Raw genomic sequence first — 21821 nt, forward strand, 5'->3', positions numbered from 1 at the left:
TCCGAACCGCCCCGTATGGCCATTCGGGTCACGGGAAAACCGGTCTGCCACCCCGCCCCGGGGCCCGTACACTGGGCCTAGCGAAAGGCTTGGATGGGGACGAGTAGCGTCGTACGCAGCCATGAGCGACCCGGGGACGGTGAGAGCCCGGGGGCGAGCCCGATGTGAAGCATCACCCCGGAGCCGTCGGAAGAAAGCCGCAGGACACTGCGGTGACTAGACCCGGCGTCGCGACCCCAATGAGGGGGCTCAGGGCGTGTGCCCGGGGCCAAGGAGGGTGGTACCGCGGGAGCAGCGCTCTCGTCCCTCCGACGGAACGACGACAGTCCGCCGGAGGAACTCGATGACACCGCCGCAGTACCGCCAGGTGCCCGCCCAGGTAGACCTGCCCGCGATGGAGCACGCCGTGCTCGATTTCTGGCACGAGAACAAGGTCTTCGCCAAGACCCTCGAACAGTCCGAAGGACGCCCCGAGTGGGTGTTCTACGAGGGCCCCCCGACCGCCAACGGCATGCCGGGCGCGCACCACATCGAGGCCCGCGTCTTCAAGGACGTGTTCCCCCGCTTCCGGACCATGCGCGGCTACCACGTGGCCCGCAAGGCGGGCTGGGACTGCCACGGCCTGCCGGTCGAGCTCGCCGTCGAGAAGGAGCTCGGCTTCTCCGGCAAGAAGGACATCGAGGAATACGGCATCGCCGCGTTCAACGACAAGTGCCGCGATTCGGTGACCCGGCACACCGACGCGTTCGCCGACCTGACGACCCGCATGGGCTACTGGGTCGACCTGGACGACGCGTACCGGACGATGGACCCCTCGTACATCGAGTCGGTCTGGTGGTCCCTGAAGCAGATCTTCGACAAGGACCTGCTGGTCCAGGACCACCGCGTCGCCCCCTGGTGCCCCCGCTGCGGCACCGGCCTCTCCGACCACGAGCTGGCGCAGGGCTACGAGACGGTCGTCGATCCCTCGGTCTACGTCCGCTTCCCGCTGACCTCCGGCCCGCTGGCCGGCAAGGCCGCGCTCCTGGTCTGGACGACCACCCCGTGGACCCTGGTGTCCAACACGGCGGTCGCCGCCCACCCCGAGGTCACCTACGTCGTCGCCACCGACGGCGACGAGCGGGTCGTCGTCGCCCAGCCGCTGGTCGAGAAGGCGCTCGGCGAGGGCTGGGTCACCACGGGCGAGTCCTTCACGGGCGCGGAGATGGAGCGCTGGACCTACCAGCGCCCCTTCGAGCTGGTGGAGTTCCCCGAGCCGGCGCACTACGTCGTCAACGCCGAGTACGTGACGACCGAGGACGGTACGGGTCTGGTCCACCAGTCCCCCGCCTTCGGTGAGGACGACCTCAAGGTCTGCAAGGCGTACGGCCTGCCGGTCGTGAACCCGGTCCGCCCCGACGGCACCTTCGAGGAGGACGTGCCGCTGGTCGGCGGCGTCTTCTTCAAGAAGGCCGACGAGGCGCTCACCGCCGACCTGGACGCGCGCGGACTGCTCTTCCGGCACATCGCGTACGAGCACAGCTACCCGCACTGCTGGCGCTGCCACACGGCGCTGCTGTACTACGCGCAGCCGTCCTGGTACATCCGCACGACTGCGGTCAAGGACCGCATGCTGGCGGAGAACGAGCGGACGAACTGGTTCCCGGAGTCCGTCAAGCACGGCCGCTTCGGCGACTGGCTCACCAACAACGTCGACTGGGCGCTCTCCCGGAACCGCTACTGGGGCACCCCGCTGCCGATCTGGCGCTGCGAGGACGGCCACCTGACGTGCGTGGGCTCGCGCGCCGAGCTGACCGAGCTGACGGGCACCGACCAGTCGGAGCTCGACCCGCACCGCCCGTACATCGACGCGGTGACGTTCGAGTGCACCGCCGAGGGCTGCTCCCTGGAGACCACCCGCGTCCCGGAGGTCATCGACGCCTGGTACGACTCGGGCTCGATGCCGTTCGCGCAGTACGGCTACCCGTACGAGAACAAGGAACTCTTCGAGTCCCGCTACCCGGCGCAGTTCATCTCCGAGGCCATCGACCAGACGCGTGGCTGGTTCTACACCCTCATGGCCGTCGGCACCCTGGTCTTCGACAAGTCGTCCTACGAGAACGTGGTCTGCCTGGGCCACATCCTCGCCGAGGACGGCCGCAAGATGTCCAAGCACCTGGGGAACACCCTCCAGCCGATCCCGCTGATGGACCAGCACGGCGCGGACGCGGTCCGCTGGTTCATGGCGGCCGGCGGCTCGCCGTGGGCGGCACGCCGGGTGGGCCACGGCACGATCCAGGAGGTCGTCCGCAAGACCCTCCTGACGTACTGGAACACGGTGGCCTTCCAGGCGCTGTACGCCCGCACCTCGGGCTGGGCGCCGAGCGCGGCGGACCCGGCCCCGGCCGACCGCCCGGTCCTCGACAAGTGGCTCCTGTCCGAGCTGCACACGCTGGTGGCCGAGGTCACCGAGGCGATGGAGTCGTACGACACGCAGCGGGCCGGCAAGCGGCTCTCGTCGTTCGTCGACGACCTGTCGAACTGGTACGTGCGCCGCTCGCGCCGCCGCTTCTGGCAGGGCGACAAGGCGGCCCTGCGCACCCTCCACGACGTGGTCGAGACGATCACGCGCCTGATGGCCCCGCTGACCCCCTTCATCACGGAGCGGGTCTGGCAGGACCTGGTGGTCCCGGTGACGCCGGACGCCCCGGAGTCGGTCCACCTGACGACGTGGCCGGAGGCGGACACGACGGCGATCGACAAGACGCTCTCGGAGCAGATGCTGCTGGTCCGGCGCCTGGTGGAGCTGGGCCGGGCGACACGCGCGGAGTCGGGCGTGAAGACCCGCCAGCCGCTCTCCCGCGCGCTGGTGGCGGCGACGGGCTTCGCGGCCCTCTCCCCGGAGCTCCAGGCCCAGATCACGGAGGAGCTGAACGTCTCCTCCCTGGCGTCCCTGTCGGAGGTCGGCGGCTCCCTCGTCGACACGACCGCGAAGGCCAACTTCCGCTCCCTGGGCAAGCGCTTCGGCAAGGGCGTCCAGGACGTGGCGAAGGCGGTCGCGGCGGCGGACGCGGCGGCCCTGTCGCTCGCCCTGCGCTCGGGCGAAGCGGTCCTGTCGGTGAACGGCGAGGACATCACCGTCACCCCCGAAGAGGTCATCATCACGGAGACCCCCCGGGAAGGCTGGTCGGTCGCCTCGGACGCGGGCGCGACGGTCGCCCTGGACCTGGAGATCACCCCGGAGCTCCGCAAGGCGGGCCTGGCCCGTGACGCGATCCGCCTGATCCAGGAGGCCCGCAAGAACAGCGGCCTGGACGTGGCGGACCGCATCGCCCTCCGCTGGCAGGCGGACTCCCCGGAGACGGTGGAGGCCCTGACGGCCCACGCGGCGCTGATCGCGGACGAGGTCCTGGCGACGGACTGGACGGAGGGCGAGGCCGACACCACGTACGGCCCCGCGTTCACGGACGAGCCCCTCGGCCTGACGTTCCGCCTCCGCAAGGCCTGAGCAACACGGTGAAGGGCCCGGCACCACTCTCGGTGCCGGGCCCTTCACCATCCCCCCGCCCCGTCGTGGGCCGGGGGGGGCGGCCCAGCGCCCCCACCCCGCCCGCCGCCGTGGGCCTCCGCCCCACCGCGCTGTGGGCCTCCCTGACCCGCACCCCAGGTACGGCGCGCAGGGGGTGCGGGTCCAGGCACAAGGGGCGGAGGCGCCGCCGGGCGCGTCGTCCCGTGTGCCCACACGGGGGTGGGCGCCCAGCCGGGCGCGGGCCCCCACGACAGCGGGGGCAGGGCGCACAGCACGCGCGGCAGGTGGCGGGGGCACGGCAAAGGGCCGGGCCCCCGGAAATCCGGGGGCCCGGCCCTTTAGCCTGCCGACGGCTACGCGCTCATCGCGCGACCTCGCGCCGTCAGTTGTCGTCCTCGTCGATCAGGAAGCCACGCATCGGCGCCGGCGCCTGCTGCATCGGCTGCGGTGCCTGCGGGCGGACCGGAGCCATCGGCTGGGTCATCGCCGGGGACATCTGCTGCTGGCCGCCGTAGGAGGGGGCGCCGCCCATGGACGGTGCACCACCCATCCCGCCGTTGCCACCGTAGGACGGCGCACCGGCGCCGGCCGAGGCCATCGACGGGGCCGGCGGCAGCGAGGCCGCGGCCGGGGTGCGCGGCGGGGCGAGCGAGTCGTCGGCCTGGGTCTCCAGCTGACGCAGCTGCGACTCCAGGTACGACTTCAGACGCGTGCGGTACTCGCGCTCGAAGCCGCGCAGGTCCTCGACCTTGCGCTCCAGCGTGGCGCGGGCGGACTCCAGGGAGCCCATCGCGACGCGGTGCTTCTCCTGCGCGTCCCGCTCAAGAGCGTCCGCCTTGGCACGGGCGTCCCGCTCCAGGCCCTCGGCGCGCGAGCGCGCCTCGCCGACGATCTTGTTGGCCTCGGAGCGGGCCTCGGCGATCGCCTGGTCGGCGGTCTGCTGGGCCAGCGAGAGGACACGCGCGGCACTGTCGCCACCGGGACCCTGGGCAGGCTGCTGCTGCATCTGCGGCGGCATCTGCTGCTGCATCTGCTGCTGCGGGTGACCCATGGGGCCGCCCTGCATCGGGCCGGGACCCATGGGGCCGCCCTGCATGGGGCCACCCTGCATCGGGCCGCCCTGCATGGGGCCACCCTGCATCGGGCCGGCGGGCAGCTGCGGGGCACCGGACGGAAGCTGCGGCGGGCCCATCTGCGGCGGCTGCTGCTGGACCGGCGGTCCGGATATGGCGGCGGGCACGGGCGCGCCGGGACCGACGGGACGATCCTGCTGCTCCGGGGGCTTGCGCATCCCCTGCTGCTGCTGGTTCTGCGCGGCGGCACGCGTCGCGGCGGCCAGCTTGGCGCGCAGGTCCTCGTTCTCGCGGAGCAGGCGGGTCAGCTCGCCCTCGACCTCGTCAAGGAAGGCATCGACCTCGTCCTCGTCATAGCCTTCTCGGAGGCGGACGGTCGTGAACTGCTTGTTCCGCACGTCCTCGGGGGTCAGCGACATCTCTTCTTCACCTCTACGTAGTCGTCGGCAGTCGGCAAGACCGTATCGTCCACATTCACCTCGCGAAGCTGCTCACGATGGAGATCAGGATGTAGACAATGATCATCAGAACGAAGAAGGACAGGTCGAGTGCCACGCCCCCGAGACGCAACGGCGGGATGAGTCGCCGCAGAAGCTTGAGCGGTGGATCGGTGACAGTGTAGGTGGACTCAAGGACGACCACCATCGCCTTACCGGGTTGCCATGAACGGGCGAACTGGAAGACGTAGTCCATGACAAGTCGGACGATCAGGAGGACGAGGAAGCACATCAGCACGATGTAGACCACCTGTAGTGCGACGCCCATCCCGCGTTTCCCTCTCCCCTGACTTACGTGCTCTCACTTGTTCCGGCCGCTTCGCGACCGGTCCGTCCGGTTCTCGTGTTCTCAGCTCTGGTTGAAGAATCCGCCCTCTGCGATCCGGGCCTTGTCCTCCGCCGTGACATCGACGTTAGCAGGCGACAACAGGAACACCTTCTGCGTCACGCGCTCAATGCTGCCATGGAGCCCGAAGACGAGTCCGGCGGCAAAGTCGACAAGTCGCTTCGCGTCCGTGTCGTCCATCTCCGTGAGATTCATGATCACCGGGGTGCCCTCACGGAAGTGTTCCCCGATGGTACGGGCTTCGTTGTAGGTCCGGGGGTGCAGCGTGGTGATGCGGTAGGGCTCCCGCTCGGACACGACCTTGGGCATGATCACCGGTGCGTTCTTCTCCATGCTCGGGCGTTCGGGTGTGATGGATGCCACGGGGGCAATTCGGGCCGGGCGTCCGCTTTCGGCGAGTACCGGGACAGAATGGGGCATCGGTTCACGGGGGGCCGGGGGCTGCACCACTCGCACCGGTTCCTCACGCTCGATCTGCCGCGGAGGGGTGTGGCGCCGGTCGCGCTCGGGCTCCGGCTCCAGCTCGGGTTCGAAGTCGTCGTCGGGGTCGAAGCCCCGGCCGTCGTACCCATCGTCCTCCACGAGGCCGAGGTAGACCGCCATCTTGCGCATCGCGCCGGCCATTCTCTGAGTCCTCCGCTCTGTGGTGGATCGCCATATTGGCCAAATGTCGCAGCGTCACCAAGTGCCCGCGATCCACGGGTCAACCCGCCGTTCTGCGGAATGACCATATTTTCTGCTGTGGTCCGACTTGCTTCGCGACGTTACCCGAGCTTCGGGCGGACTCCGAGTACCGCCGTACCGACGCGTACGTGTGTCGCCCCGGCCGCGACGGCCTCCTCGAGGTCCGCACTCATCCCTGCTGACACCATGTTCGCAGCCGGACGGGTCGCGCGCAGGGCAGTCGACAAATCCATCAACCGGTCGAAAGCCGCGCGTTGCCGTCCCGTGTACGGACCGGAGAGCGGGGCGACGGTCATGAGTCCGTCGAGCCTCAGCCCGGGGGCAGCGTCCACCGCGGCCGCCAACTCCTCGATGCCGTCCGGCGCGACGCCGCCGCGGTCACCCCGCTCGCCGGACTCGGCGTCGAGCGCGACCTGGAGGAGACAGCCGAGCTCGCGGCCCTCCTTCTCCGCGGCCGCGGAGAGAGAGGAAACGAGCTTCAAGCGGTCGACAGACTGCACCACATCGGCATAACCCACCACAGATCTGACCTTGTTGGTCTGCAACTGACCCACGAAGTGCCAGGTCAGATCAAGGTCGGCACAGGCCGCCGCCTTGGGTGCGGCGTCCTGGTCCCGGTTCTCGGCGACGTTCCGGACGCCGAGCCCGTGGAGGATTCTCACGTCGCTCGCGGGGTAGGTCTTGGTGACCACGATGAGCGTCACCTCTTCCCGCGCGCGCCCGGCCGCGGCACAGGCGGCGTCGATGCGCGCCTCCACCCGGGCCAGATTCTCGGCGAGTTCCGACGTGCGGTCCGTCATCAGTTCTTTCCTGCCGGGGGTCCGGGGGTCGCCCCCGGGGTGGATACAGCGTCCAACCAGACATATCCCGCGAGTCGCCCCGTGGTGCGATCGCGGCGGTACGAGTAGTGGTCACCGGATTCCCGGGTGCAGACCGTACTGGCCTGCCGGTCGGTGACGCCGAGCCGTTCGAGCTGGGCCAGCACTCCCGCGGTCACGTCGACGGCCGGGGTGCCCCAGCTCGTCTCGGCCCAGGCGGCGGGTTCGGTCTCCGCGACCTCGGCCCGCATGGCTTCCGGAACCTCGTAGCAACGCCCGCAGACGGCGGGGCCGGTGCGGGCGACGATACGGGCGGGGTCGGCGCCGAGATCGATCATGGCCGCGACAGCGGCGGGAACGACTCCGGCGACCATCCCGGGACGCCCCGCGTGGGCGGCGGCCGCGACTCCGGCGACCGGATCCGCGAGGAGGACCGGGACGCAGTCCGCGGTGAGGACCGCGAGTCCGACTCCCGGCCGGGAGGTGACGAGCGCGTCCACCGACGGAATCGCGTCGGTGGCCCACGGACCGTCGACCTCGGCGACGTCCGCGCCGTGGACCTGGTTCATCCAGACCACCCGGGCCGGGTCGAGCCCGAGGGCGCCGGCCGCGAGCGCCCGGTTGGTCAGTACGGCTTCGGGGTCGTCCCCCACCGCACCGCCGAGATTGAGCTCCTCGTACGGAACGGCGCTCACCCCGCCCCACCTGTCGGTGAAGGCGAAGTGCGCGCCGTTCGCGTCGAAGCGCTGTCCTATCACTTCAGGAAGTCCGGGACGTCCAGCTCTTCGGCCTGGCTGTCCGCGTACGGACGGGCCGGCGGGACCACCGGAGGCGCGGACAGCGGGGTCTCGTTGACCGCCGGGGCGGGCTCGACCGGAACCTGGACCGGCTCCTCGCGCGGGGCGACCGTGCCGAGGCCGCCCAGCGGACGGGAGGTCTCGACGTGGCGGGGCGCCGGGGCCGGCTCCTCGCGCTTGGCGGAGACCGATCCGATGATGTTGTCCCGGCGGGCCGGCGGCTGGCCGCCGTCGAAGCCTGCCGCGATGACGGTGACCCGGACCTCGTCGCCGAGGGCGTCGTCGATGACGGCACCGAAGATGATGTTGGCCTCGGGGTGGGCCGCCTCGCTCACCAGCTGCGCGGCCTCGTTGATCTCGAAGAGACCGAGGTCGCTGCCGCCGGAGATGGAGAGCAGTACGCCACGGGCGCCGTCGATGGAGGCTTCCAGGAGCGGCGAGGAGATCGCCATCTCCGCCGCCGCCACCGCGCGGTCGTCGCCGCGGGCGGAGCCGATGCCCATCAGGGCCGAACCGGCCTCGGACATGACCGACTTGACGTCGGCGAAGTCGAGGTTGATCAGACCCGGGGTGGTGATGAGGTCGGTGATGCCCTGGACACCGCTCAGCAGCACCTGGTCGGCCGACTTGAAGGCGTCGAGCACGGAGACCTGACGGTCCGAGATCGACAGGAGCCGGTCGTTGGGGATGACGATGAGGGTGTCGACCTCTTCGCGGAGTTCGGCGATGCCGTCCTCCGCCTGGTTGGCCCGACGGCGACCCTCGAAGGTGAACGGCCGGGTGACCACACCGATCGTCAGGGCGCCGAGCGAGCGCGCGATGTTGGCGACGACAGGTGCGCCGCCGGTGCCGGTGCCGCCGCCTTCTCCGGCGGTGACGAAGACCATGTCGGCCCCCTTGAGGACCTCCTCGATCTCCTCACGGTGGTCCTCTGCCGCCTTGCGACCGACGGCCGGGTTCGCCCCGGCCCCGAGGCCGCGGGTGAGTTCACGGCCGACGTCGAGCTTGACGTCGGCGTCGCTCATCAACAGCGCTTGCGCGTCGGTGTTGATCGCGATGAACTCGACGCCCTTGAGACCGACCTCGATCATTCGGTTGATGGCATTGACACCACCGCCGCCGACACCGATGACCTTGATGACTGCGAGGTAGTTCTGCGGTGCTGCCACGTCGAAGGCCTCTCGCCTCGAGTTACGTGTCGTCGCTGCGCGGTTGGTCGCGCCGCTCCGACGGATGCCGATTGGGACGGTCCGAAACGCCGACCCGAACCCTAACGTTGAAGTTTAGGGTTACCAGTGTCTCTGTTCGCTGGACTCTTCCGAACAGGACACTAAGTCGACAAGTGGCGCACGTTCAACGAACACGCCGAACCTCCCGTTTTTCTTTTCACCCTATGTGATCACCCGTAGCGCTGGCCAACCAGGGTGCTGGCCAGGGGTGATACCCGTCAACTCCCGGACGAGGCGGGCGCCGTGGGGGCACTTACATCGAAGTGCCCCGCTTTGGGAGTGGCCTTCAGCAGCGCGGTGAGAACCCGGGCCTTGACCGGGCCGTGTTCGCCGCTGCCCCAGAAGACGGTGCGCCCCCTCGTCAGCTCCAGAGTGACGGAGTCGTACGAGGTGACGCGTACGACACGAGTGTTCCGGGCGATTTCCGCCGGGAGTTCACCCCGGATGCGGACGGCCTCCTGGAGCAGCCGGTCCGCGCCGAAGCGACGCAGGCTCGGGGAGTCGGCGCTGTCGAGGACGAGTCGGGGAACACCTCGGGGGGCGGTGTCGACGGTGGCGAACCGCAGTCCGGTCGCGTCCACTTCGATGAACTTTCCGCCCTTTTCCATCAGGAGAACGGGCTTCCGTTCCGTCACTTTCAGCCCGATTCCGTGCGGCCAGGACCGCACGACGTCCACCGACTCGATCCGCGGGAACCCCTCGCGGAGCCGCGCCTCGATGGCCTCGATGTCGACGCTGACGAGCGGGGCACCCATGGGAACGGCGGCGACCGCCTCGACCTCGCCCGGGGTCAGGACCCCCGTACCGGAAGTCTTCACATGTTCCACACGGAACCAGGACGAGCCGTAGAGCGCCCAGAACACGCCGGCCACGAGCAGGAGAACGCCGAGGCCGACGAGGAGCACCCTGGCACCGGGCACCCGGAACTTGCGATTCCGGGTGCCCGTGCGGGACGAACCCTCCGACGACCCCTTCGATGTGCTCGCGCCGCTCTTCTCGGCGGTCGTCGGTCCGGCTGCCACGTGGCGCCTCCTGCCCTCAGCCGCCGCGCTACGCCTGTCGGCGGGCGGCGATCGCCTCGTACACCATGCCGACGAGCAGATCGTCGGCATCCCGGCGGCCGAACTCGGCGGCGGCGCGGGACATCTCGTACAACCGGTGCGGATCGGCCAGTACGGGCAGGACGTTGCCCTGCACCCACTGCGGCGACAGCTCCGCGTCGTCGACGAGGAGCCCACCGCCGGCCTTGACCACCGGCTGGGCGTTGAGCCGCTGTTCGCCGTTGCCGATCGGCAGCGGGACGTACGCGGCGGGCAGCCCGACGGCGGACAGTTCGGCGACGGTCATCGCGCCCGCGCGGCAGAGCATCATGTCGGCCGCGGCGTACGCGAGATCCATCCGGTCCACGTACGGTACCGGCACGTAGGGCGGCATTCCGGGCATGTTGTCGACGCGCGGCATTTCGTTCTTCGGGCCGACCGCGTGCAGGATCTGGATGCCGGAGCGCTGGAGCACCGGGGCGATCTGCTGGACGACCTCGTTGAGCCGCCGGGCGCCCTGCGAGCCGCCGGAGACGAGGAGCGTCGGCAGGTTCGGGTCCAGCCCGAACGCGGCGCGCGCCTCGGGACGCACCCGCGCCCGGTCGAGGGTCGCGATGGTGTGCCGCAGCGGAATGCCGATGTAGCGGGCGTTGCGGAGCTTGCTGTCCGGGGTGGCGACGGCGACCCCGGCCGCGTACCGCGAACCGATCTTGTTGGCGAGGCCGGGCCGGGCGTTGGCCTCGTGGACCACGATCGGCACCCCGAGGCGCTTGGCCGCGAGATAGCCGGGCAGCGCCACATAGCCGCCGAAGCCCACCACGCAGTCCGCCTTGGTGCGCTCCAGGATCTGCTCGGCCGCCTTGATGGTGCCGCGCAGCCGCCCGGGGACGGTGATCAGCTCAGGGGTGGGCTTGCGGGGCAGCGGTACGGCGGGGATGAGGGCCAACTCGTAGCCCCGCTCGGGCACGAGCCGGGTCTCCAGACCCTTCTCCGTGCCGAGCGCCGTGATCCCCACGCTGGGGTCCTGCCTGCGCAGGGCGTCCGCGAGGGCCAGCGCGGGCTCGATGTGGCCGGCGGTCCCCCCGCCGGCGAGTACGACATGCACCGAAATTCACCGCTCTCCGGACGGGCGCTTCTTGACGCGCCGTCGCATCGACTTCCATCTCACCCCGGCCCGCTTGCCCCAGCCGGGGCGGCGCATGGCCAGGGCCGCTTTCGCGGCGGGTTCCTGTCGCGCGAAGGCGATGAGGAGCCCGACGGCGAACATGGTCGGCAGCAGGGCCGACCCACCGTAGGAGAACAACGGGAGCGGGACCCCGGCGATCGGCAGCAGACCGAGCACCGCACCGATGTTGATCACGGCCTGAGCCGTGATCCAGGTGGTCACACCTCCCGCGGCGAACCTCACGAAGGGGTCCTCCGTGCCTCCGGCCACGCGGATACCCGCATAGCCTAGAGCCGCGAACAGGGCGAGTACCGACAGCGTCCCCGCCAGACCCAGTTCCTCACCGGTGACCGCGAAGATGAAGTCGGTGTGCGCCTCGGGCAGTTGGCCCCATTTCTCGACGCTCGCACCGAGTCCGGAACCGAACCATCCACCCGACGCCAGAGCATAGATTCCGTGCGCGGCCTGCAGGCAGGGGGCTCCCTCGCCGCCGGGGTCGGTCGCGCCGATGCAGTCGAAGCGCTTCATCCGGTTGGAGCTCGTCTTGATCAGCAGGAAGCCGATCGCGCCGGCCACCGTGAGCACCCCGACGAAGAGCCGGGTGGGCGCTCCGGCGGTCCACAACAGGCCGAAAAGGATCGCCGCGAGGATGATCGAGGTGCCCATGTCGCCGCCGAGCATGATCAGTCCGAGCAGCATGAAGGCGCCCGGGACCAGGGGCACCAGCATGTGCTTCCACTGGGTCAGGAGCCGCGTGTCGTGTTTGCGGGCGAGCAGATCGGCCCCCCACAGGATCAGCGCCAGCTTGCCGAACTCGCTGGGCTGGAGCTGGAAGGGGCCGCCGAGGGAGATCCAGTTCTGGTTGCCGTTGACCGCGTGCCCTATCCCGGGGATCTGCACGAGGACCATCAGGAAGACGGCGCCGACCAGGATGGGGTAGGCGAGGGCCCGGTGGAGCTTCACCGGCATGCGTGAGGCGACCAGGAGCAGTCCGGTGCCGAGGAGAGCGGCGAAGAACTGCTTCCGGAAGAAGTAGGAGGGCACCAGGTCGTAGCGGAGTGCCGTGATCATCGAGGCGGAGTAGACCATCACGAGGCCGAGGGCGGTGATGAGCATGCCCGCGCCGATGATCACGTAATACGCCGTGAGCGGCCGGTCCCAGGCCTTCAGGGCGCGCTCGTGGAGGCGTCGTACGCCCCCGCCGCGCGGCCGTCGCGGGGTCGCGGGGGCCCGCCCTCCGCCGCGTGCGGCGGAGGGCCTGCGTGTCCCTGCGATCTTGCTCGGCATGGTCGCTGCCCCCTCCGGTCGTGCCCGGTCCTGCCGGACCCTCCCACTGGTCGGGTCAGACGTCCCCGGTGGCGGCGAGGGCGCGGACCGCGTCCGCGAAGGCCTCGCCCCGCTTGTTGTAGTTGGTGAACATGTCCATCGAGGCGCAGGCCGGGGCGAGAAGGACCGTGTCCCCCGCTCGGGCGAGCCGGGTCGCCTCGCGGACCGCCTCGGACATCGCCCCAGTGTCGGTCCGGTCGAGGTCCACCACCGGTACCTCCGGGGCGTGTCGCGCCAGGGCTTCGCGGATCAGGGCCCGGTCGGCGCCGATCAGGACGGCCCCGCGCAAGCGCTTCGCCGACTTCTGGACGAGCTCGTCGAAGGTCGCGCCCTTGGCCAGGCCGCCGGCGATCCAGACGATCGGGTCGTAGGCCGCCAACGAGGCTTCCGCGGCATGGGTGTTGGTGGCCTTGGAGTCGTCGACGTACGCGACTCCCTGGACCTCCTCGACCAGTTCGATGCGGTGCGGGTCGGGCCGGAAGGCCTTCAGCCCGTCCCGTACGGCCTTCGCGTCGACACCGAAGGCGCGGGCGAGGGCCGCCGCGGCGAGCGCGTTGGCGATGTTGTGCGGGGCCGGCGGCTGGACGTCGGAGACCTCGGCCAGCTCCTGGGCGTTCTTCTGCCGGTTCTCGACGAAGGCCCGGTCGACGAGGATGCCCTCGACGACACCCAGTTGGGAGGGGCCGGGGGTGCCGAGCGTGAAGCCGATCGCCCGGCAGCCCTCCTCGACGTCGGCCTCGCGGACGAGGTCCTCGGTGACCCGGTCGGCGACGTTGTAGACGCAGGCGACCTGGTTGCCCTCGTAGATCCGGCCCTTGTCGGCGGCGTACGCCTCCATGGAGCCGTGCCAGTCGAGGTGGTCGGGCGCCAGGTTGAGCACGGCGGCCGAGTGGACGCGGATCGATGGCGCCCAGTGGAGCTGGTAGCTGGAGAGCTCGACGGCGAGGACGTCGTACTGCTCCTCACCGAGGACGGCGTCGAGGAGGGAGACCCCGATGTTGCCGACGGCGGCGGTCCGCAGTCCGGCCGCCTCCAGGATCGAGGCGAGCATCCGGACGGTCGTGGTCTTGCCGTTGGTGCCGGTGACCGCGAGCCAGGGGGCCGCCCCGGGCCCGCGCAGCCGCCAGGCCAGCTCGACGTCGCCCCAGATCTCCACGCCCGCCTCCGCGGCGGCCGTGAAGAGCGGCTTGTCGGGCCGCCAGCCGGGGGTGGTGACGATCAGCTCGGTGCCGGACGGCAGGGTGGCCCCGTCGCCGAGGCGGACGGTGATGCCCTCCGCCTCCAACTCCGCGGCCTGGGCCCGGGAGCGCTCGTCGTCGCCGTCGTTGACGACGGTCACGAGCGCGCCGAGGCCGTGCAGGACGCGGGCGGCCGGAATGCCGGACACCCCGAGCCCCGCGACGGTGACCTTCTTGCCGTTCCAGTCGAGCTGTTCGGTCACTTTTCCGCTGCCCATCCCGCGTAGAAGAGGCCCAGGCCCACGATCACGCACATGCCCTGGATGATCCAGAACCGGACGACGACCAGGACTTCGGACCACCCCTTGAGTTCGAAGTGGTGCTGGAGGGGGGCCATCCGGAAGACGCGCTTGCCCGTCATCTTGAACGAACCGACCTGGATGACCACGGACATCGTGATCAGCACGAACAGGCCGCCGAGCAGGGCGAGCAGCAGCTCCGTACGGGAGCAGATGGCGAGACCGGCGAGCGCGCCGCCGAGGGCCAGCGAACCGGTGTCACCCATGAAGATCTTGGCCGGCGAGGTGTTCCACCACAGGAAGCCGAAGCAGGAACCCATCAGCGCGGAGGCCACGACCGCGAGGTCGAGCGGGTCGCGCACCTCGAAACAGGCGTTGGGGTTGGTCAGGGTCATGGCGTTCGCACAGGACTCCTGGAACTGCCAGAGCCCGATGAAGGTGTACGCGCCGAAGACCATCACCGACGCACCGGTGGCCAGGCCGTCCAGACCGTCCGTCAGGTTCACGCCGTTGGACATGGCCAGGATCATGAAGAGCGCCCAGACCACGAAGAGCACCGGGCCGATGGCCCAGCCGAAGTCCATGATGAAGGAGAGCTTCGTGGAGGCCGGGGTGAGCCCGCGCAGGTCGGCGAACTGCAGCGACAGCACGGCGAAGGCGATGCCGACGATCAGCTGCCCGGCCATCTTCGCCTTGGCCCGCAGGCCCAGCGACCGCTGCTTGACGATCTTGATGTAGTCGTCGAGGAAGCCGACCAGGCCCATGCCGGCCATCAGGAACAGCACCAGGGCACCCGAGTACGTCGGGTCCTCGCCGGTGATGACCTTGGCCAGGGCGTACGCGATGAGCGTCGCCAGGATGAAGGAGATTCCGCCCATGGTGGGCGTGCCCTTCTTCCCGGCGTGGCCGCGCGGGCCGTCGTCGCGGATGAACTGCCCGTACCCCTTGCGGGCAAGGAGCTTGATGAGCAGCGGCGTGCCGATCAGGGTCAGGAAGAGCCCGATGGCCCCCGCGAAGAGGATCTGCCTCATCGGCCGGTGACCTCACCCTCGGTGTCGAGGAGAGCCAGGGCGACCTGTTCGAGACCGACCGACCTGGATGCCTTCACAAGGACGACGTCCCCCGGGCGCAGCTCACTGCGCAACAGGTCGACAGCCGCCTGCGCGTCGGACACGTGCACCGACTCCTCACCCCACGAACCCTCGTTATATGCGCCCAGTTGCAGCCAGGACGCTTCCCTGTCCCCGACCGCGACGAGCTTGCTGACGTTGAGCCGGACGGCGAGCCGTCCGACCGCGTCGTGCTCGACGAGCGATGCGTCACCGAGCTCGGCCATCTTGCCGAGCACCGCCCACGTACGAGCCCCTCGGGCCTGTGCGGCCCTGCCCATGGCCGCGAGCGCGCGCAGGGCGGCTCGCATGGACTCGGGGTTCGCGTTGTAGGCGTCGTTGACGATCGTCACGCCGTCCGGACGCTCGGTGACCTCCATGCGCCAGCGCGACAGGGTGCCGGCTTCGGAGAGCGCGGTGGCGATCTCTTCGACAGGCATGCCCAGCTCGTGCGCGACGGCGGCCGCTGCGAGCGCGTTCGACACGTGGTGCTCACCGTACAGGCGCAAGGTCACGTCACTGCACCCGGTGGGTGTGTGAAGCCTGAAAGAAGGCTGTCCGGACTCTGTGAGGCGGACGTTCTCGGCCCGTACGGCCGCTTCGTCCGCTTCGCCGAAGAAGGTCACGCGGGCCTTGGTGCGGCTCGCCATCGCGCGGACGAGCGGGTCGTCGGCGTTGAGGACCGCGACTCCGCCCTCCTCGGCGGAGGGCAGCGCCTCGACGAGCTCGCCCTTGGCCTCGGCGATCTGCTCCCGGCCGCCGAACTCGCCGATGTGGGCGGTGCCCACGTTGAGGACGAGGCCGATACGGGGCGGGGTGAGGCCGGTGAGGTAGCGGATGTGCCCGATGCCGCGGGCGCCCATCTCCAGGACCAGGTGCCGGGTCTCGTCGCTCGCGCGGAGCGCCGTGAGCGGCAGACCGATCTCGTTGTTGAGCGAGCCCGGCGTCCACACGGTGGGCGCGTGCCGGTCGAGGACCTGGGCGATCAGGTCCTTCGTGGAGGTCTTGCCGGCCGAGCCGGTGAGGGCGACGACATCGGTGCCGAGCCGTTCGACGACCGCTCGGGCGAGGGCCCCGAGCGCCGTCTGGACGTCGTCGACGACGATGGCGGGGACGCCGACGGGGCGGGCGGCGAGGACGGCCGCCGCACCTGCCGCGACGGCGCGTTCCGCGTAGTCGTGGCCGTCGACGTGCTCACCGGTGAAGGCCGCGAAGAGGCTGCCGGCCCGCACCTCGCGGGAGTCGATGACGACGGGCCCGGTGATCCGGGTGGCCGGATCCGGTATGTCGTGCGCCTGCCCGCCGACGATTTCGGCGATCTCGGCGAGGGAGAGGGCGATCACTGCTTCATCCCTGACTGTTCTGGTGGCTGTCTGTTCCGCTCGGCGCGGAAGCCTGGGTGTGCGAGCGGTCGGCGATGGCCTCGCGCAGGACCTGGCGGTCGTCGAAGGGGCGTACGACCCCGGCGATCTCCTGGCCCTGCTCGTGGCCCTTGCCCGCGACGAGGACGGTGTCCCCCGGCTGCGCGCGGGCCACCGCGGCCGCGACGGCCGCGGCGCGGTCGGCGAGGACGAGCACCTCGCCGCGTTCCTCCGCGGGCACCTCGGCGGCACCCGCGAGCATGGCGGTGAGGATCTTGAGCGGGTCCTCGGAGCGGGGGTTGTCCGAGGTCAGGACGGCCGTGTCGGCGAGCCGGGCCGCGGCGGCGCCCATCGGGCCGCGCTTGGTGGTGTCCCGGTCGCCGCCGCAGCCGATGACCACGTGCAGCTTGCCCTCGGTGACCTCGCGCAGGGAACGCAGGACCGATTCGACGGCGTCCGTCTTGTGCGCGTAGTCGACGACGGCGAGGTACGGCTGGCCGGCGTCGACCCGCTCCAGACGGCCCGGTACGCCGGGGACGGCGGCGATGCCCTCGGCGGCGCTCTTCGGGTCGACGCCCGCGGCGGCGAGGGTGGCGATCGCGGCGAGGGTGTTGGCGACGTTGAACGGTCCGGGCAGCGGGGCGGTGGCCGGAATCCGCTCACCCTCGGGACCGACGGCGGTGAACGTCGAGTCGTGGGAGCCGAGGACGAGGTCCTCGGCGCGCCAGTCGGCGTCGGCGCGGCCCTCGGCGGAGAAGGTGACGACCGGAACGGTCGCCTCCCCGACCAGCCTGCGGCCGTACGCGTCGTCGAGGTTGACCACGCCGAGGCGGCTGCGCTCGGGCGTGAAGAGCCCGGCCTTCGCCCGGAAGTAGTCGTCCATGTCGGAGTGGAACTCCATGTGCTCCGGGCTGAGGTTGTTGAAGACGGCGACGTCGAAGACGCAGCCGTCGACCCGGCCGAGCACGAGGGCGTGGCTGGACACCTCCATGGCGACGGCGTCGACGCCGCGCTCGCGCATGACGGCGAAGAGCGCCTGGAGGTCGGTGGCCTCCGGGGTGGTGCGCTCCGACTTGATGCGCTCGTCGCCGATCCGCATCTCGACGGTGCCGACGAGCCCGGTGTGGTGTCCGGCGCCGCGCAGTCCGCCCTCGACGAGGTAGGCGGTGGTGGTCTTGCCGGAGGTGCCGGTGATGCCGATCTGGAGGAGGTCGGCGCCGGGCCGTCCGTAGATCTCGGCGGCGAGTTCGCCCATCCGGCCGCGTGGGTTCTCGACGACCAGGACCGGCAGGCCGGTGGCGGCGGCGCGCTCGGCCCCCGTCGGGTCGGTGAGGATCGCGGCGGCGCCGAGTCCGGCGGCCTGGGCGACGAAGTCGGCGCCGTGGAGGCGGGCGCCGGGCAGGGCCGCGTACACGTCGCCGGGGCGCACGGCCCGGGAGTCGTGGGTGATGCCCGAGATCTCGGCGGCCTGGGGGGTGTCGACCCCCAGCTGCGCGGCCAGGTCGCCCAGGGGTGTGGGGCGGGCCTGCTCCGGCCGGGGCGGGGCGTTTCGGTACTGATCAGCGTGTGGCACGGCGGTGAGCGTACCGGGCGCACCCTGTGGGGGGCCAAAAGAGCCCGGGGCGTCGCCGGAGTTCGATTTCCGGTTCCCGGAATGGGGGGTGATCGTTGTCACTGGTGCTCCCGGAGGGTCACGGGGTGCCGTCGGCGAAGACCGGCAGTCGGGCGGGCGCGCTGCCCGTGGGGGCGACGTGGAGGGTCTTGAGGGCGAACTCCATGACCTTCTTGTAGATGGGGCCGCAGATCTGGCCGCCGAAGTAGCTGCCCTTGGTGGGGTTCTGGATGGCGCAGTAGACGGTGATCTCCGGGTCGTCGGCGGGGGCGAATCCGGCGAAGGAGGCGGTGTAGCCCTTGTAGCGGCCGAGCTCGGGGTCGACGCGGTTGGCGGTGCCGGTCTTGCCGGCGACGCGGTAGCCGGGGATGGCGGCCTTGTTGCCGGTGCCCTCCCGGTCGTCGACGACGGACTCCAGCATCTGGGCGAGGGCCTTGGCGGTCTTGTCGCCGACGACCCGGGACTCCTTGGGCGTGGGGGCCGGGGCGAATCGCCCGTCCGGGCCCTTGGTGCCGCGGACCAGGGTCGGCTCGACGCGTACGCCTCCGTTGGCGATGGTCGAGTACACGGAGGCGGCCTGCAGGGCGCTGACGGAGAGGCCCTGGCCGAAGGGGATCGTGTACTGCTGCGAGGTGGACCAGTTCTCCGGCTTGGCGAGGATGCCGGGGGTCTCGCCGGGGAAGTTCACGCCGGTGGGGCTGCCCATGCCGAACTTGCGCAGATAGCCGTGGAGGACCTTGTTCGCTTCGGCCTGGGTGGCACCGAGCTGGCCGGTGGCGAGGATGGTCCCGATGTTGCTGGACTTGGCGAGGACGCCGTTGAGGGTCAGGTTCCAGGTCTTGTGGTCGATGTCGTCCTGGAAGAGCCGGTCGCCGCGGTGGAGCCGGTTGGGGACGGTGACATGGGTGTCGGGGGTCGCCTTGCCCTCCTCCAGGACGGCGGCCATGGACATGACCTTGCTGGTGGAACCGGGCTCGTAGGCGTCCTGGAGGGCCGCGTTGCCCATGGCGGCGGCGTTGGCGGCGGAGAGGTCGTTGGGGTCGAAGCCGGGGGCGTTGGCCATGGCGAGGACCTCGCCGGTCCTCGCGTTCTGCACGACGACGTAGCCCCGGTCGGCCTTGGACTTCTTCACCTGCTCGGTGATGGCCTGCTGGGCAGCCCACTGGATGTCCCGGTCGATGGTCAGCTCGACGTCGGAGCCGGGGACGGCGGGGGTGCCCTGGGAGCCCGCGGTGGGCACCTGGCGGCCGCCGGACTGGGTGAAGCGGATCTTGCCGTCCTGGCCGGCGAGCGCCGGGTCGAGCATGGACTCCACACCGCCTGCGCCCTTGCCCTCGGCGTTGACGTAGCCCAGTATCCCGGCGGCGAGCTCGCCGTTCGGGTACACCCGCTTGGTGCTGGGCTCGCTGAGGATGCCGCCGAGGAGATTGACGCCGTTGCCGCCGGCGGAGCGCTGGGCCTTCTGCCCGTAGACCCGCCGGAGGTCCTTGATCTGGTTCCAGACCTGCGGGGTCTGCTTACGGGCGAGGAGCGTGTACCGGGACTTGGGGGTACGAAGCTTCTTCGCGAGCTCCGCGGGCTCCTTGCCGAGGAGCGGGGCGAGGAGGGCGGCGGCCTGCTCGGGCGCGTCGGGGACCTTGGCCTCCTCGGGCGTGAAGAGCTGGGGGTCGGCCGTGATGTCGTACGCGTCGACGCTGGCGGCGAGCGCGATGCCGTTGCGGTCGGTGATCTCGCCCCGCTCGGCGGAGAGCGTGTACTCCTGGAAGCGGTACTTGTCGGCCTTGGCCGCGTACGCGCTGGCGTCGACGGCCTGGACCTGGAGCAGCCGCACCACGAAGGCCACCATGACCAGGGTCAGACCGAGCGAGACCAGGCGCAGCCGGGGCCGGGGGCTGCCGAGCCGGATGGTGCGGGGCTGCCGGGCCGGCGGCCTGGGCGCGGTCCGCTTCGCGGCCGGGCGCGGGGCGGGACGGGACGTGCGGGCCCCGGCGGAGACGGGCCGGGGGCGCGCGGGCCGGGCGGGTCCGGGGACGCGGCGGCGCGGGGGCTCCTTGGGGGGCACTTGCGGGTCACCTGCCGGAGTTCGTCGGGGTGGGTGGCGGTGCGGGTGCGCGTGCGGGCGCTGTCTGTGCGGGAGCGGTGGTGCCCGCGCCGGTGGTCGTCCCCGGCTTCGGGGTGCCGGTGGCGGCGGGCGGCGTGGGCTTCTCGCTCGGCGTGGGCTTCCGGCTCGGCGCCGGGGTGGGCTTCGGGGCGACCGCCTCCGAGGGCTCGCCGAGCACCTTGCCTTCCGGGCCCAGGAAGGCCGGGCTGCCGCCGGGGATCATGCCGAGCTCACGGGCCCGCCGCTCCAGGGCGTCGGGGGCCGCGTAGTCGTCGACGTCCCGCTGGAGCGCCTGCTCCTCGTCGGTGAGCTCGGTGGTCCTGTCCTTGAGCTCGTTGAGCTGGAAGGAGCCCTGGTTGAGGGCCGAGTTCAGCAGGAGCAGGCTGATCAGACCGCCGCCGAGCAGCACGACGACCAGCAGGACGAAGGGGGTGCGGGCGGCCGAGCTGGGCCCCGACGGCATCAGCCGTCCGAGCCGCGCGGCCCGCCCTTTGAGCGGCCCCTTCGCCGTGCTCACAGGACGTCTTCCCGGATCCGCTCGGCGCCCCGGAGCCGGGCCGGGGCGGCGCGCCGGTTCTCGGCGACCTCCTCCTCGGTGGGCAGCTCGGCACCGCGGGTGAGGAGCTTCAGGCGGGGCTGGTACTTCTCGGGGACGACCGGCAGGCCGGGCGGGGCGGTGGTGGCCGCGCCGGCCGCGAAGACCTGCTTGACGATGCGGTCCTCCAGGGACTGGTACGAGAGGACCGCGACCCGTCCGCCGACGGCGAGGGCCTTCACGGCCGCAGGGATCGCCTTCTCGACGCTGTCGAGCTCGCGGTTGACCTCGATGCGCAGGGCCTGGAAGGTGCGCTTGGCCGGGTTGCCGCCGGTGCGCTTGGCGGCCTGCGGCAGGGCGTCGCGGATGAGCTCGACGAGCCGCGCGCTGTTGCTGAACGGCTCCTTGTCGCGCTCACGCACGATCGCGGAGACGATCCGCTTGGCCTGCTTCTCCTCGCCGTACGCGCGGAGGATGCGGACCAGCTCGCCGGGCGCGTAGGTGTTGAGGACCTCGGCCGCGCTGATGCCGGTCGTCTGGTCCATGCGCATGTCGAGCGGGGCGTCCTGCGCGTAGGCGAAGCCGCGGTCGGCCTCGTCCAGTTGCATGGAGGAGACGCCCAGGTCGAAGAGGACGCCGTCGACCGTGGGGAGGCCGAGCCGGTCGAGGACCTCGGGCAGCTCGTCGTACACGGCGTGGACGAGGGTGGCGCGCTCCCCGTACGGGGCGAGCCGCTCGCCGGAGAGCCGCAGGGCCTCCTTGTCACGGTCGAGGGCGACGAGCCGCGCCTCGGGGAACCGCTGCAGGAGTGCCTCGCTGTGGCCGCCGAGGCCCAGGGTGCAGTCGACGACGACCGCGCCGGGGCGCTCCAGGGCGGGGGCCAACATGTCCAGGCACCGCTGGAGCATGACCGGGACGTGTCGGTCGTTGCTCAATGCGCCCTCTCAGATCCGGCGCGGAGGTACGGGCGAGCGGGAAGGAGGCCGAGCCGTAGGTACCGCCGCACACACGGGGGGGAGAAACCGCGGAAAGTCGCTCGTTGTCTCCGTGAACTTCGCGTCACTTTAGTCCACGGGACCCGCCGGTCAATCAACCGGCTGGCGCGTCGCACGGCGCCGGACACCCTGCCGGACATTCCGGACA

Annotated in this window: 17 protein-coding genes; 1 reads left to right on the forward strand and 16 read right to left on the reverse strand. The window is 71.0% G+C overall.

What is annotated here, in order from left to right:
• The first annotated feature begins 343 nt into the window (after positions 1-343).
• Positions 344-3487 carry an isoleucine--tRNA ligase gene (ileS, locus tag OG514_RS03945; RefSeq protein WP_266890841.1) on the forward strand — a complete coding sequence of 1048 codons (3144 nt, stop codon included), beginning with the start codon at positions 344-346 and terminating at the stop codon, positions 3485-3487.
• A 403-nt stretch (positions 3488-3890) separates the two neighbouring features.
• Here the strand turns inward: ileS and OG514_RS03950 are convergent, their stop codons facing one another.
• The 16 genes from OG514_RS03950 to rsmH all read right to left on the reverse strand — a co-directional run bounded on the left by OG514_RS03950 (position 3891) and on the right by rsmH (position 21613).
• The gene (locus OG514_RS03950; RefSeq protein WP_266890843.1) at positions 3891-5000 is read right to left on the reverse strand and encodes a DivIVA domain-containing protein; all 1110 of its coding nucleotides are present in this window, start codon (positions 4998-5000) and stop codon (positions 3891-3893) included.
• 55 nt (positions 5001-5055) lie between these two features.
• Positions 5056-5346: a YggT family protein gene (locus OG514_RS03955; RefSeq protein ID WP_266890845.1), complete on the reverse strand. Its 291-nt coding sequence runs from the start codon at positions 5344-5346 to the stop codon at positions 5056-5058.
• Between the two features lie 81 nt (positions 5347-5427).
• Positions 5428-6048, reverse strand: coding sequence for a cell division protein SepF (locus tag OG514_RS03960; RefSeq protein WP_266890847.1), 621 nt, complete (start codon positions 6046-6048; stop codon positions 5428-5430).
• Positions 6049-6188: 140 nt separating this feature from the next.
• The gene (locus OG514_RS03965) at positions 6189-6908 is read right to left on the reverse strand and encodes a YggS family pyridoxal phosphate-dependent enzyme (protein ID WP_266890849.1); all 720 of its coding nucleotides are present in this window, start codon (positions 6906-6908) and stop codon (positions 6189-6191) included.
• Positions 6908-7684 (reverse strand): peptidoglycan editing factor PgeF, encoded by a 777-nt coding sequence (pgeF, locus tag OG514_RS03970; protein WP_266890851.1) that lies wholly within the window; start codon positions 7682-7684, stop codon positions 6908-6910. Before pgeF ends, OG514_RS03965 begins: the two co-directional genes overlap by 1 nt.
• On the reverse strand, positions 7681-8892 hold the full coding sequence (gene ftsZ / locus OG514_RS03975; RefSeq protein WP_266890853.1) for a cell division protein FtsZ: 1212 nt from the start codon (positions 8890-8892) through the stop codon (positions 7681-7683). The genes pgeF and ftsZ overlap by 4 nt, the downstream gene beginning before the upstream one ends.
• 278 nt (positions 8893-9170) lie before the next feature.
• Positions 9171-9974, reverse strand: a complete 804-nt coding sequence (locus OG514_RS03980; protein ID WP_266890855.1) for a cell division protein FtsQ/DivIB — start codon at positions 9972-9974, stop codon at positions 9171-9173.
• 28 nt (positions 9975-10002) lie between these two features.
• A complete protein-coding gene (gene murG, locus OG514_RS03985) occupies positions 10003-11097 on the reverse strand; it encodes an undecaprenyldiphospho-muramoylpentapeptide beta-N-acetylglucosaminyltransferase (RefSeq protein ID WP_266890857.1) in 1095 nt (364 codons plus the stop codon).
• Between the two features lie 6 nt (positions 11098-11103).
• A complete protein-coding gene (gene ftsW / locus OG514_RS03990; protein WP_266890859.1) occupies positions 11104-12444 on the reverse strand; it encodes a putative lipid II flippase FtsW in 1341 nt (446 codons plus the stop codon).
• A gap of 55 nt (positions 12445-12499) precedes the next feature.
• Positions 12500-13939: a UDP-N-acetylmuramoyl-L-alanine--D-glutamate ligase gene (murD, locus tag OG514_RS03995; protein ID WP_266890861.1), complete on the reverse strand. Its 1440-nt coding sequence runs from the start codon at positions 13937-13939 to the stop codon at positions 12500-12502.
• Positions 13921-14991, reverse strand: coding sequence for a phospho-N-acetylmuramoyl-pentapeptide-transferase (mraY, locus tag OG514_RS04000; protein WP_266890863.1), 1071 nt, complete (start codon positions 14989-14991; stop codon positions 13921-13923). The genes murD and mraY overlap by 19 nt, the downstream gene beginning before the upstream one ends.
• Entirely contained in the window at positions 14988-16412 is a 1425-nt protein-coding gene (murF, locus tag OG514_RS04005; RefSeq protein WP_266890865.1) for a UDP-N-acetylmuramoyl-tripeptide--D-alanyl-D-alanine ligase, read from the reverse strand. The genes mraY and murF overlap by 4 nt, the downstream gene beginning before the upstream one ends.
• Before the next feature lie 4 nt (positions 16413-16416).
• Positions 16417-18003 carry a UDP-N-acetylmuramoyl-L-alanyl-D-glutamate--2,6-diaminopimelate ligase gene (locus OG514_RS04010; RefSeq protein ID WP_266890867.1) on the reverse strand — a complete coding sequence of 529 codons (1587 nt, stop codon included), beginning with the start codon at positions 18001-18003 and terminating at the stop codon, positions 16417-16419.
• A gap of 118 nt (positions 18004-18121) precedes the next feature.
• Positions 18122-20104, reverse strand: coding sequence for a penicillin-binding protein 2 (locus OG514_RS04015; RefSeq protein WP_266890869.1), 1983 nt, complete (start codon positions 20102-20104; stop codon positions 18122-18124).
• 7 nt (positions 20105-20111) lie between these two features.
• Positions 20112-20606 (reverse strand): septum formation initiator family protein, encoded by a 495-nt coding sequence (locus OG514_RS04020; RefSeq protein WP_266900741.1) that lies wholly within the window; start codon positions 20604-20606, stop codon positions 20112-20114.
• Between the two features lie 50 nt (positions 20607-20656).
• Entirely contained in the window at positions 20657-21613 is a 957-nt protein-coding gene (rsmH, locus tag OG514_RS04025) for a 16S rRNA (cytosine(1402)-N(4))-methyltransferase RsmH (protein ID WP_266890871.1), read from the reverse strand.
• Positions 21614-21821 lie beyond the last annotated feature (208 nt).

Origin of the sequence: Streptomyces sp. NBC_00572 (assembly GCF_026341815.1) — a bacterium.
Taxonomy (GTDB): Bacteria; Actinomycetota; Actinomycetes; order Streptomycetales; family Streptomycetaceae; genus Streptomyces.